This is a genomic window from Sphingobacterium sp. NGMCC 1.201703 (genome assembly GCF_047784615.1).
Classification (GTDB): Bacteria; Bacteroidota; Bacteroidia; order Sphingobacteriales; family Sphingobacteriaceae; genus Sphingobacterium.
Genome location: NZ_JBLOHD010000004.1, coordinates 536,419 through 549,935, shown reverse-complemented (window position 1 = coordinate 549,935; position 13,517 = coordinate 536,419). Strand labels below are relative to the sequence as shown.

Annotated in this window: 11 protein-coding genes; 5 read left to right on the top strand and 6 right to left on the bottom strand. The window is 41.5% G+C overall.

Annotated features, from left to right (window positions below):
* The first annotated feature begins 1 nt into the window (after position 1).
* Genes ACK8HY_RS10685 through ACK8HY_RS10675 form a run of 3 tightly spaced genes read left to right on the top strand, consistent with a single transcriptional unit; the run spans position 2 to position 4,426 of the window.
* Positions 2-1,222 carry an AGE family epimerase/isomerase gene (locus ACK8HY_RS10685; protein WP_416133621.1) on the top strand — a complete coding sequence of 407 codons (1,221 nt, stop codon included), beginning with the start codon at positions 2-4 and terminating at the stop codon, positions 1,220-1,222.
* 57 nt (positions 1,223-1,279) lie between these two features.
* The gene (locus ACK8HY_RS10680; protein WP_416133620.1) at positions 1,280-3,211 is read left to right on the top strand and encodes a family 20 glycosylhydrolase; all 1,932 of its coding nucleotides are present in this window, start codon (positions 1,280-1,282) and stop codon (positions 3,209-3,211) included.
* Positions 3,212-3,268: 57 nt separating this feature from the next.
* The gene (locus ACK8HY_RS10675) at positions 3,269-4,426 is read left to right on the top strand and encodes a sialidase family protein (protein ID WP_077438738.1); all 1,158 of its coding nucleotides are present in this window, start codon (positions 3,269-3,271) and stop codon (positions 4,424-4,426) included.
* Positions 4,427-5,003: 577 nt separating this feature from the next.
* Here ACK8HY_RS10675 and ACK8HY_RS10670 read toward each other — a convergent pair.
* Entirely contained in the window at positions 5,004-5,279 is a 276-nt protein-coding gene (locus ACK8HY_RS10670; protein WP_416133619.1) for a hypothetical protein, read from the bottom strand.
* Between the two features lie 4 nt (positions 5,280-5,283).
* A complete protein-coding gene (locus tag ACK8HY_RS10665; RefSeq protein ID WP_416133618.1) occupies positions 5,284-5,991 on the bottom strand; it encodes a hypothetical protein in 708 nt (235 codons plus the stop codon).
* 57 nt (positions 5,992-6,048) lie between these two features.
* Between ACK8HY_RS10665 and ACK8HY_RS10660 the strand changes: the two genes are divergently transcribed.
* Positions 6,049-6,141, top strand: coding sequence for an IS3 family transposase (locus ACK8HY_RS10660; RefSeq protein WP_077438787.1), 93 nt, complete (start codon positions 6,049-6,051; stop codon positions 6,139-6,141).
* Positions 6,142-6,197: 56 nt separating this feature from the next.
* Here ACK8HY_RS10660 and ACK8HY_RS10655 read toward each other — a convergent pair whose 3' ends face one another.
* Complete coding sequence (locus ACK8HY_RS10655; protein ID WP_416133617.1) at positions 6,198-8,435, bottom strand: Tex family protein; 2,238 nt, start codon at positions 8,433-8,435, stop codon at positions 6,198-6,200.
* A gap of 85 nt (positions 8,436-8,520) precedes the next feature.
* Positions 8,521-9,039: a twin-arginine translocase TatA/TatE family subunit gene (tatA, locus tag ACK8HY_RS10650; protein ID WP_416133616.1), complete on the bottom strand. Its 519-nt coding sequence runs from the start codon at positions 9,037-9,039 to the stop codon at positions 8,521-8,523.
* Between the two features lie 239 nt (positions 9,040-9,278).
* On the opposite strand from tatA, the gene ACK8HY_RS10645 reads away from it, so the two are divergent.
* Positions 9,279-10,652 (top strand): MATE family efflux transporter, encoded by a 1,374-nt coding sequence (locus ACK8HY_RS10645; RefSeq protein ID WP_077438743.1) that lies wholly within the window; start codon positions 9,279-9,281, stop codon positions 10,650-10,652.
* 139 nt (positions 10,653-10,791) lie between these two features.
* On the opposite strand, the gene ACK8HY_RS10640 is transcribed toward ACK8HY_RS10645, so the two are convergent.
* Both ACK8HY_RS10640 and ACK8HY_RS10635 read right to left on the bottom strand, forming a co-directional pair.
* A complete protein-coding gene (locus ACK8HY_RS10640; RefSeq protein ID WP_416133615.1) occupies positions 10,792-12,141 on the bottom strand; it encodes a dihydrolipoamide acetyltransferase family protein in 1,350 nt (449 codons plus the stop codon).
* A gap of 112 nt (positions 12,142-12,253) precedes the next feature.
* Positions 12,254-13,513: a competence/damage-inducible protein A gene (locus ACK8HY_RS10635; protein ID WP_416133614.1), complete on the bottom strand. Its 1,260-nt coding sequence runs from the start codon at positions 13,511-13,513 to the stop codon at positions 12,254-12,256.
* Between the last annotated feature and the right edge of the window lie 4 nt (positions 13,514-13,517).

The window sequence follows — 13,517 nt, the reverse complement described above, 5'->3', positions numbered from 1 at the left end:
GATGAAACAGATAAATATAAAAGATACAACAAAAATACTAGACGCTGCTTATTTGAAAGAATTGGAAGTCTTTTATAACAATAAGCTTTTAAAGGATACCCTGCCATTTTGGTTTCCTCGATCAATTGACCATGAGTGTGGTGGCTATCTATTTATGCGGGATCAGGACGGTACTTTGATTGATACAGATAAAGCTGTATGGATACAGGGCCGGGCATGTTGGTTGCTCGCGACCCTTTACAATACGGTTGAAGAAAAAGAAGAATGGTTGGAAGCCGCTCGCATTGGCTATGAATTTCTGAAGAAATATTGTTTTGATGCAAATGGCAAAATGTATTTTCATGTAGACCGTCAGGGAAATCCAATTCGTATGCGTCGCTATTTTTTCTCCGAGACATTTGCTGCCATAGCATTTGCTGCCTATGCAAAAGCAGCCGGGGATCCGGATATTGCCGCAGAAGCTCGACGTCTATTCGGCATATGCATAGACTATGCAAATGGTGTAAAATTGATCGAGCCCAAATATGAACGAACAAGACCAATGAAGGGAATAGGCGTACCGATGATTATGATCAACACGGCACAGCAGATCCGCGAAACTATTGGTGACCCACGTTGTGACCAAGTCATCAGTTCCTGTATAGCGGAAATCGAAAGATATTTTGTAAAAGATGATATTCGATGTGTCATGGAACAGGTGGGGCTGCAGGGCGAAATTATCGACCATATCGATGGACGTACACTCAATCCGGGGCATGCTATTGAGGGCGCTTGGTTTATTTTGCATGAAGCAAGATATCGGAATGGGGATCCGGATTTGGTTGGCCTTGGCTGTCGTATGTTGGATTATATGTGGGAACGCGGTTGGGACAAAGAATATGGCGGGATACTCTATTTCAAGGATGTTTATAATAAGCCTGTTCAAGAATACTGGCAGGATATGAAATTTTGGTGGCCGCAGAATGAAACGATTATAGCCACATTACTTGCTTATGTTATGACGGGTGACCCGAAATATAAGCATTGGCATCAACAAATCAATCAGTACGCTTATGATCATTTTCATGATAAAACGAATGGTGAATGGTTTGGGTATCTTCACCGGGATGGAACCATAGCCCAAACCGCAAAGGGAAATTTATTTAAAGGGCCTTTTCATCTCCCGCGTCAGGAGTGGTATTGTATGCAAGTTTTGAAGGAATTTAGTTCGATTAAGTTATAAATTGTTATGCGAAGGTATTGCGATACAAATAGCTGTTTTGTTAAGCTGATTGTTTTTTTGTGCTTAATTATCAACCCCTTCTTTTGTTTTGCTGGCACAGGAAGCCCCTTGCTGCCCATGCCCCAGTCTGTAGACTGGAAAACAGGTCACTACCATCTTGAGCAGGGAGTCAATATACAGGTAAAAGGGGAAATATCCAACGCTAATAAACAGGCGCTGATCGTATTATTAGCAAATAGTAACATACAAAAGGTTGATTTTGACAATACAAGGCAAGCTACTTTATCCATTCGTTGTGGGATGGAATTGCGTTTGCCTTCGGAATCTCTGGAAGCTTACCGAATTGTTGTTGATCCGAAAGGAATACAGGTTGAGGCCAAAAGCAATGCCGGTATTTTTTATGCTTTACAAACCTTGCGTCAACTGGGCGGTAGCAATGGCAAGTTTCCCTATTGTTCGATTACCGATTATCCTTCTTTCCGTTGGCGGGGATACTTGGTGGACGTGGGGCGCAACTATCAAAGTCTAGCCATACTGAAGGAACAGATTGATATCATGGCTAAGTATAAATTGAATGTTTTTCATTTCCATTTTACCGAAGATATTGCTTGGCGACTGATCAGTAAAAAATATCCAGGTTTAACGGATTCATCGAATATGGAGCGCTGGAAGGGGAAATATTATACTGTCGAAGAGATGAAGGAGCTGATTCAGTATTGTCATGATCGGCATATCCAACTCGTACCTGAGATAGATATGCCGGGACACTCGGCGGCTTTTCGTCGTTATTTCAAAACAGATATGCAAAGCGATAGTGGTACTGCAATAATCAAAGAGCTCGTCGGGGAATTTGAGACGACCTATCCAGGATTACCTTATCTGCATATCGGTGGCGATGAAGTGAAGATTCATAATCAGCGATTTTTGCCGGAAATGACCAGATGGATAGAACAGCTTGGAATGAAGACTATCGGTTGGGATCCAGGTGGTAATCTACAGCCACAGACAATACGTCAGCTTTGGATGGGTGGACCTCAGTCGATTACAAACGATTATCCTTTTGAGGTTATTGATTCGAAGCATTTGTATCTCAATCACATGGATCCATTGGAGACGGTAACAGCACTGTTTTATAGACAATTGGGCGGACAGCCGAGCGAAAACAAGAAGTTGCTTGGAGCGACGTTATGTTCATGGCCAGATCGGGCTGTAAGTAATGAACGTGATGTGTTTCACCAAAATGCTATTTATCCCGCCTTGCTTGTTTTTGCGGAACGCAGTTGGAGAGGTGGCGGAGAATTTGAATGGCGTAGTAATATCAGAACCGATGCCCGGGGACTTGCCGAATTTGCTGAATTTGAGGAGCGTTTGCTTCAACATAAGCGTTTGTACTTTAAAAATTTTATTTTCCCCTATTATCGGCAGAGTAAGCAAACATGGATATTGTATGGGCCTTTTGAGAATAAGGGAAATCTGGATATGTCTATAAATAAGGAGCGGGAGGGGCAGTTTCAAGCCTCTAAGCAGATTGGTGTGTTTTATGGGGGAACGATTGTATTGCGACATTGGTGGGCGGACGTGGTTCGTGGAGCAATTGATCGTCCGCTTAAAAATACCACCATATATGCAGTAAGCAAGATCTGGAGTGATCAGCCAGAATACAAAAACTTCTGGATTGGCTTCAATGATCTCTCACGTTCCTATGCAAGCGATTCTCCTCATTTGGAGACCTGGGATGAAAGGAAAAGCAAACTTTGGATAAATGAAACGGAGGTGGTTCCGCCTAAATGGCAACATGCAGGTCAAAAGGGGAATCTCGAAATCCCGTTGGTGGATGAAGGATATAGTTATCGTGTTCCTAGAAAAGTCAAGTTACGGCAGGGGTGGAATACCATTGTCGTAAAACTTCCTGTTGGAGAATTAAAGGGGACAGATTGGCAAAATCCACTGAAATGGATGTTTACCTGTCTTCCTATTGATAATGAGTGATAGGTAGATATCCCTTTCGGAAATTTTAGATTGAATAATAATTAACATAAAATAGATATGAGGAAATTAGGTATTACAGCCGCATTAGTCCTATTGTTTGGAATCAGCCGCGCGCAGGAAGTCAATGTATTTGTTGCTGGTGAAGATGGTTATAAAAGCTATCGGATACCGGCTATTGTCAAAGATAAACAAGGCCGATTATTCGCCTTTGCCGAGGGAAGGGTGGATCATGCGGGAGACTTTGGGAATGTAGATATCGTTTATAAAATCAGTCCGGACAATGGTAAAACCTGGGGCCCATTGCATGTCGCTGTTGACAATGATAATTTGCAGGTCGGAAATCCTGCACCCCTGGTCGACTTGTTAGATCCGGCATATCCAAAAGGACGACTGTTACTTTTTTACAATACCGGTAATAATCACGAAGCAGAGGTGCGTAAAGGGAATGGTTTACGCGAGTGCTGGTCAATCAGTTCGACGGATGGTGGTAAAACCTGGTCCGATCCACAAAACATTACACTGCAAACCCATCGGCCCAATCAGCCTTCCGTGAATGCACAATATGTTTTTCATGAGGACTGGCGCGCCTATGCAAATACACCAGGGCATGCATTGCAGTTTGATTCCGGTAAATATAAAGGACGGATCTATATTCCGGCGAATCATTCCGAAGGGAATCCAAAAGAGCATGGTAAAGATTATTTTGCCCATTCTTACTACTCGGACGACCACGGCAAAACATTCAAGATAGGGAAGAGTGTGAAATTTGAGGGATCAAACGAAACGATGGCAGCTCAGATCTCTGAAACTGGGTTGTATATGAATTCTCGCAATCAACAAGGCAATGTGAAAGAACGGATCATATCGTATTCGAACGACGGCGGAGTAACTTGGGATACGACCTATTACGATAAAAACCTGCCCGACCCTGTCAATCAGGGATCTGTGCTTTCTTGGCAGGGGAAAGGCGGATACCAATTAGCTGTTTGCAATGCTGCCACATCGGACAGAAGAGATAATCTGACGCTCAGGTTGAGTAAGGATCAGGGGAAAACCTGGTATTTCAATCGAGTTGTTGCCAAAGCTCCCGAAGGTGTAAAAGGTGACTATGCAGCCTACTCTGATTTAGTGCTTTTGACTAAAAATAAAATCGGTGTCTTATTCGAAAAGGAGAATTATCGAAAAATTGTGTTTGTGCCGGTAAAGCTCCAATAGCTATTGTTGCCCGAAAACGATTTTTGCAGCGTATTGATTCTACACCGATGTTGATGCTTAAATATATAATAAACAGGTGTATACAATGAATTTTATCTTCAACTGACCAACTTGGATATAAGTTTATGATGGAATAAATTTTCTGTCTAGAATGGACGCAGAAATGAGGGGGATGCAATAGAGGCTATATATCAAAAAAACACCTGAAGCGGGGAACTTCAGGTGTTTAACCTAACCAATTATTAACCTAAATTTATGAAAAGTATACTTTTTAAAGTATAGGAAATTATGTTCAATATCCATGCCATTTTGCTTGTAGATCTTGGGTTATTTTTCTTTTGTGTTATTTTTGTTACAGAAATGACCTATCGTTTTTGTTTTGGCTATATGTTTTGACTAAAATTTATTGTTTGGGATAATTAATAAATTATCCGGATTTAGCGCTGTGATCGAGATACAAACGAAATTCATGTCAAAACAGAATAGAGACATTTTAGAGAAGTTGGTTATAAGGGGCGGCAAGTGCAATAATAAGAAATACATCCTTGTTCAATAAAAACAAGGATGTGTAGATTGGCTAGAAATATAGTCGAAACAATTCTTCCCATTCAGCATCCAGATCACCTGCATAAACAGGCTGATGCGCCCGATTGTACCAATAGCGGGCATTCCAGAGATCTCCCTCTTTGCGGTGAAGGTACGCATGTACATGGGCGGCTTTCCTATCGTCCAGCTGATCAATGAGATCGTGTGCTGTTTGCCAATCTCCTTTTTTGTCATACCATAATGATTTTTGGAGGGCAGACCAGTCATGAACAGGACTGTCCAATAATTGAAACTCTTCTATTGTCATCTTGTTAATTTGCTAATTCTTTACTCCAGATTTCATAGATATCATCTCCTTTTGAGCTCTTTCCGCTATGATGCCATTTATTACCTTCGAGCTTCCCGTTAAAATTAAGTTCTTGACCGACCTTATTATTGTCTCTTGAAAAGAATAGTATTTTCTCGGTGTAACGATTGTTTTTGTAAACATAGTGTCCACCCCCCGTTCCGTAAAATCCTTTTTGAGCTGGATTAATAGCGATCCATTGGAAGTAGCCATCAACCAGGATCTTTATTGTTTTGCGGTCCGCTTTTGGAATCTCATGCATCTTGGCTTCTTGCTGCCTGCCGGTAATTCTCCATAAAGCATCTAAATCTTGGGCGATGGCTTTCTGCCTTTTGAAAATTCGCTCGGAGTCCGGTGTCTTTATTTGGATCACGTCATTTTGTATTTTAAAGTAAAGATTGGCTTTCTTCCCAATATGGGTCGAATCTTTTGTGTCATATTCGATCGTAATGCTGGTATTATTGCCTTGTTGTTGTATGGGACCACCCCAGGTATAACCGAATTGCTTTTTGCTGTCATCATAGTCGATGAAGGAGAGGTAATGATCTTTGATCAAAATTAAGTTTTTGTTGGTACCTGCCGTGGAAATATACGCACCATCAGCAAGTTGTGCCTTAGCTTGGAAATGTACCGCTACAAGTGATAAGCACAATAGTAAAATGCAGTTTCTCATAACAAATCAAAACATGTGTCTTTTAAAGATACGAAATAAAACTGTTGGACATTCTATATTAAGTATTATAATAACCAATGCATACGGATTGACTTAAATGGAATGAGCCCGGTGGAATACCGAGCTCATTATATCAAAAACACTGCGTAAATTAGCCCAACTTATTGGGGTCAGACCGAAAATCAGCCTTTATTTAATCGTAGGATTTATTTGAATTTACTTGCCAACGCGGCCAGTTTACTCGCCATGTCTGTTTCTGGTTCCGCTTGCCGTTTGCTCTCATTTCGTTTATTCTTGGGGAGAACAGGTTTTTCGTCTGTTTTCATCGATAGGGCAATGCGGTTGCGTTTCTCATCCACTTCGGTCACCGTTACTGTCACATGCTGCTGCACTTTGACTACCTCATGTGGGTCGGAGATATAACGGTTGGATAGTTGGCTCAGGTGTACTAAGCCATCTTGATGTACACCAATATCCACAAAAGCGCCGAAGTTGGTAATATTGGTTACGATACCAGGAAGTTTCATGCCTATACGTAAATCGCTAATGCTATTGACACCTTCAGTGAAGGAAAAAGCTTCAAACTTTTCCCTTGGATCAAGACCGGGTTTGGCCAGTTCATTAAGAATATCATTTAATGTGGGAAGTCCCACTTCCGCAGTGATATAGTTTTTCAACGGAATGGATTTTCTTAATTCAGCATCTTTGAGCAAGTCCTCTACTTTTTTACCCAAATCTTTTGCCATTTGCTCGACCAATGCATACCGTTCAGGGTGCACAGCGGAAGAATCCAATGGGTTGGCGGCATTTCGTATCCGAAGGAAACCTGCAGCCTGCTCAAAGGCTTTATCTCCAAGGCGAGGTACTTTTTTCAATTCACGGCGCGAAGAAAATGGTCCGTTTTCGTTTCTATATTTAATAATCTGCTGGGCCAGAGCTGGGCCTAAGCCAGAGACGTATGATAAAATCTGTTTTGAAGCAGTATTTAGTTCCACACCTACCGCATTGACACAACTGATGACGGTATCGTCCAAGGATGTCTGTAGCTTATTTTGGTCTACATCATGTTGGTACTGACCGACACCAATTGATTTGGGATCAATTTTAACCAGCTCGGCTAATGGATCCATTAATCTTCTTCCGATCGATACTGCACCTCGTACAGTGATATCGTGATCTGGAAACTCTTCGCGCGCAGTTTCAGATGCAGAATAGATAGAAGCGCCGCTTTCGTTTACCATGACAATGGTAACATTGCTTAGGCCCAGTTTTCTCACAAAATCTTCGGTTTCACGTCCTGCAGTTCCATTACCGATCGCAATGGCCTGAATATCATGTTTTGAGACTAAATATGTAATCGTTTTTTGTGCTTCGGCAAGTCCATTTGCACCATTATGTGGGAAAATAGCCGTATTTTCTTTCAGCTGGCCCTGCTCATCCAATACCACGGTTTTACATCCGGTTCGGAATCCCGGGTCTATCGCAAGTAATCTCTTTTGTCCCAATGGAGCGGCTAAAAGTAACTGACGAACATTGTCCGCAAAAACTTTGATAGCCTCCTCATCCGCTTTTTGACGGGTCAACACGCGGATTTCTGTTTCCATAGAAGGTTTCAATAATCGCTTGTAGCTATCTGTCAACGCCAATTTCACCTGTGCTGCGGCATCGTTGGAAGCTTTGATGTAGAGTGATTCAATGGTTGGAAGGATATTGTCTTCGTTGATATCGATATCCAAGTAGAGTAATTCTTCTTTTTCACCGCGGCGCATAGCTAAAACGCGGTGTGAAGGAGCGTCTTTTAACGGCTCTGACCATTCGTAATAATCTTTGTATTTAATCGCCGCTTCTTCTTTTCCTGGTACCACTCTCGATACAAATTCTGCCTTTTCCAGAAATATGGCTCTTGATTTGGATCGTACTGTCGCATCTTCGGCAATAATTTCAGCAATGATGTCCCTTGCCCCAGCTAAGGCTTCTTCACTATTGTTGACACCTTTTTCGGCGTCTATTAATGAACTTGCAAGGTCGAGAAAATCTGTTTTATCCTGTGCCAAAAGAAGGTCGGCCAAGGGTTGAAGGCCTTTTTCACGGGCAACACTAGCTCTTGTTTTACGTTTTGGTTTGTACGGAAGGTAGATATCTTCCAGATTTGCCATCGTCTCGGCTGACATTATCTGTTGTTCAAGTTCAGGTGTTAGTTTCCCCTGATCATTGATGGATTTTAAAACAGCTTCTTTACGTTTATCCAGATCCTTGAGTTGTTGGGAACGGTCTCTGATGTTTGTAATCTGTACTTCGTCAAGGCTACCGGTCATTTCTTTCCGGTAACGGGAGATAAATGGAACCGTAGCACCTTCTTCCAACAGTTGGATTGTGGTGCGAACTTGTTTTTCGCTTATGGATAGCTCGTTAGCAATGGTAATTTCGTGTGATAATAAGCTCATTGTGGGTTTTACTTAAAAAGGAAAGCTGTTGAATGGTTATTCAACAGCTCTATGAAATATCTGATTATAAATTAATACAATGGAATTACGCAGGTTTGTTTGTATTTTCCTCCTGTTCTGTAGGTTTCTTTTCTTCACCTTCGTTGTTTTTGTTCTCAGCAAAGTGGTCATTGTATCCGTAGGTGATATGAGAAGGTTCCTCTCCGTAATCTAATTGCTTATGTGGATTGTGTTCTACAACTCCGGCGGGAGTGGTAAATTCATATTTTTTCTTCGTCGATTCAGCTTCTGAGCTTTCAGCCGTTTCTGCGGACTGGGATTCTTGCTCAGCTTTGGCCTGTTCTTCTGCGACTTTTACTTCATTTGGAATGGTTTCCGCTTTGGCTTCTGCCTTAATATCTATGTCTTTTTCAAAATTATTGATCTGATCCGAAATCTCACGCTTGATGCCTTCGGATGCATCTTTAAATTCTCGTATCCCTCTACCTAAACCTCTGGCCAATTCAGGAAGCTTCTTGCCACCAAAAAGTAACAAGATCGCAAACACGATTAAAATCATCTCCTGTGTTCCGATGTTTAGAAATGTTATTACTGGACTGTACATACTCTTTTCCTCTTCTTTTGATTACTAACTAGATGCTAAGTTACATTTATATTTCTATAGTTCTTAGACCAACAAGTAAATTTAAGATAATTTTAAGGTATTTGAAACATAAAAATTACTTAACAAAGGGCCTGTAATTGACAGGTAAATTTTGTTATATTTTTGCTAAATATTTTTTAATATCACGATAGGTCGGAAATATCTTTGTATTTTTGTGCCTATTTTTTGAGGAATTGATTATGTTGGGAAAATTTAAAACATTCAAGCCGTATTATAGAAGTACGATGGTATTGGCTGGTCCGGTTGTCATTTCACAATTGGGGCATACATTGGTACATACAGCAGATAGCGTTATTGTAGGACATTTTGCCGGGACAATTCCATTGGCAGCAGTATCCCTGGTGAATGCTGTATTTATGATCGTTATGGTCGTCGGACTGGGGATTGCCTATGGCATCACCCCCTTGATCGCACAGGAAAATGGCCGTGATAATAAAGAGGAGTGTGCGGTATTATTATCCAATAGTTTTTGGTTGAATATCATTACGGGCATATTGTTGTTCTGTCTGGTTTATTTCGGATCCATGCTGGCAATTGATCATTTGAATCAGGATCCGGCGGTTGTAAAGGAGGCGAAACCTTATTTGCTGATTTTAAGCCTTTCAATGTTGCCGTTGATGGTCTTCAGTACATTTAAGCAGTTTGCCGAAGGTTTGGGCTTTACCAAACAGGCGATGAACGTAACGATATGGGGAAACGTACTCAATATTATACTTGCTATTATCTTTGTTAAAGGTATGTTCGGTATTACACCGATGGGTGTAAGAGGGGTCGGATATAGTACCCTGATTGATCGTATTTTGATGATGTCTGTCATGATGACTTATGTGCTACGCTCGCAAAAGTTTAAGAGCTACATTCAGCATTTTAAAATTACGGTAATAGATCGGGTAAGGTTAGGAAAGATCTTGAAGATCGGTGCACCCGTTGCGATGCAATACGTTTTTGAAATTGGTGCCTTTGCCGGTGCATCTTTACTGGCAGGAACAATTAGTGCTACTGCGCAGGCTTCGCATCAGGTAGCGATTCAGCTCGCAGCAATGACCTATATGATGGCCAGTGGTATTGCAGCAGCAGCAACGATCAAAGTAGGCAATAGCTACGGGAACAGAAATCTGTTCCGCCTAGAGCGCTTCGCCATCACCTCTTATCAGTTGGTTTTGGTTTTTATGCTGATTACTGCTTCTTTGTTTGCGATCTTCAATAATTATCTACCTTATATTTTTACTTCTGATAAGGCTGTGGTTGTCATTGCAGCTCAGCTACTGATTATTGCAGGACTTTTTCAATTATTTGATGGTACACAGGTTGTGGGACTGGGAGTTTTGAGAGGTATGGGCGATGTCAATATTCCGACGATCATCACTTTTATTGCCTATTGGGTTATCGGACTACCGAGTGGTTATGTGATGGGGATACTTTTTGATTGGGGAATTGAGGGCATCTGGTATGGTTTGACCTTGGGCCTATTGACTTCATCGCTGTTGCTCTATTTACGGTTCAAATTAGTGATCAGGAAAAAGAAGCTCCAGTTTGAAAATAGTATATTGTAGCGTAGAGCATTGTGAAGATAGTATTGACACAAGGATTTTGTATCGCTGAAAATACATTACCCTGCGGATATAGCGTATGTTAAATAAAAAAATGGCTGTCCTTTTGGACAGCCATTTTTTTATCGCTAAACTGTTGCAGTTAAATTTCTCTGTTGCTATCCCAGTTTTCCAGATAGTCCGCCACCCGTTTCAGGAATGTGCCACCCAGGGCGCCATCTATGGCACGGTGATCGTAGGATAGGGACAGATACATCATATGGCGGATTCCGATCATATCACCGTATTCCGTTTCAATTACCGCTGGTTTCTTGGTTATGGTACCGACTGCTAATATCGCGGCCTGTGGCTGATTGATAATCGGTGTTCCCATAATATTACCAAAAGCGCCGATGTTGGTAAATGTGAATGTCCCGTCTTGCGTGTCGTCGGGTTTTAATTTATTGGCACGGGAACGCTGCGCAAGGTCGTTCACCGATTTACTAAGTCCTACCAGACTCAACTGGTCCGCATTCTTTATCACAGGTACAATGAGATTGCCATTTGGCAGTGCTGCGGCCATACCGATATTGATATTTTTCTTTTTGATGATATTATAACCGTCTATCGATATATTCACCAGAGGGAAATCTTTTAATGCCTTGGTAATTGCTTCTATAAATAACGGTGTGAACGTTATGTTTTCTCCCTCACGTTTTTTATAAGCGTCTTTTACCTTATTACGCCACAGAACGAGGTTCGTAACATCGGCTTCCACAAATGAGCAAACGTGTGGCGATACTTGAACGCTCTTGACCATGTGGTCGGAGATCAAGCGTCGCATCCGATCCATTTCAATAATTTCGTCATTTCCGTTTACAACAGTATGGACAGTTGGCGCTGGCACGGCTGGAGTCGGTTCGTTTTTGATGATAGGAGCACTGGCTGGTTGCACATGATCTGTGTTTTGTTGAGACCCCCTGTTGGCTACGTACAGCAGAATATCCTCTTTTGTAACTCGCCCTTCAGCTCCGGTACCTTGAATACGGTCAAGCTCTTCCTGAGATAATCCTTCATGACGGGCGATATTTTTTACCAAGGGCGAATAAAAACGACTGCTGTGTTCGTAATGAGCATTGGTCGTTTCTTCGGTCGGACTATTCAATTGTGCTATACCCGGTATATCCAATTCGATAGTTTCGCTTGGAATTGTAGATTGATCAGCGGGGCTTTCTTCCGGTTGAGCAGCAGGTTCGCTTGTCTCGGCACCTCCTTCTATTTCTATAATGGCAACAACATCACCGACCTGAACGATTTGATCTGCGGCATAAAGTTGCTCCTTCAATATTCCTTTCACAGGAGAAGGTACTTCTGAATCAACTTTATCCGTTGCGATTTCCAATAAAGTGTCATCTTCGTCAATCTGGTCGCCAGGTTGTTTCAACCATTTGGTAATCGTTGCCTCCGATACACTTTCTCCCATTTTTGGAAGTAAGAGTTTATATAAAGCCATATTTTTTAGCAATCTCGTTATAGAAAAACGAAGTTAATTAAATTGTGGTTTACTTTCAACAATTTGAAATATTATTCCTTAAAAAAGGACTTTGTTAGAATATTATTTTATATTATTCAAGTTCTCGACCTTCTTCTTTTACCAGTAGTTTCCAGAGTAGGAAAAGTGCATTCATGCGTGTACGTTCGATGTTTATGAGTCTATCGTTGCTGAATTGAAATTTCTTTGTAATCACTTCTTTTTTTCCAGCTACCGCAACCCAGACCGTTCCGACAGGTTTTTCAGCAGAACCGCCTCCAGGACCAGCTATTCCGGTCGTTGAAATGGCATAATCTGTGTTAAATTTGGTTTTTGCACCTGTTGCCATTTCTATAGCTGTCTGCTCACTGACCGCACCAAATTGCTCCAAGGTTGTTTCATTTACTCCCAGTAACTGTTGTTTTAGTCTATTGGAGTAGGGGATAGTTCCGCCGACGAAGATTTCGCTGCTTCCGGGGTTTGCAGTTAGTGAGGCTGCCAAGCTACCGCCCGTACAACTTTCTGCTGTCGTCAGTGTCAGTTGCTGTTGCGTAAACTGCTTGATCAAATAGGCTTCAATAGTTGTATCGTAATCCGCAACGGCATGATTTTTTAGTCGATTCAGAAGTTTGCTCTTAAAGAGTTTTACTTCTTGTAGGATATCCGATTTGTTTTTACTTTTTCCGGAGAGCCGTAGGCGAATAAAAGCCAAAGTAGGCAAGTAGGCCAATTTAATGTTTGGCGGGAGTTCTTCTTCAATATCTTTTATTTCCTCGGCGAGATAAGATTCTCCAATGCCTCCGATAAGTATCGTTTCGTGGTGAATGTATATATCTTTGTTTTGTTGGCTGATCAAAGGGAATACACGCTGTTCCATCAGATGTTTCATCTCAAAGGGGACACCGGGCATAAAAATATATTGTTTCTGTGCATGCGAAACCAACATGCCGGGGGCTGTCCCATAGTCGTTGAACAATACTTCGCAATTTGCCAAAACATCAGCTTGCTGCCTATTAATTTCCAACATTTCCATATTACGGGATTCAAAGAAACTCGTTACGTGCTGAAGTACTTTTTGATCGCGGATTAATGTTGTCCCGAAATATTTTGCGGCGGTTTTTTTTGTAATATCATCTTTGGTCGGGCCAAGTCCACCCGTAACTAAAATTAAGTCGGCTCTTGTAGATGCATCTTTTAAGGTGCTGAAAATAGCTTCTTCGGTGTCTGGTATGGATGTCATCTGGACAATCTCCACCTCGAACTTCCTCAATTGTTGTGCAATCCAGCTGGAATTGGTGTCTATAATCTGGCCTATTAGAATCTCATCTCCGATCGTAATAATTTCTGCTTTCATAGTA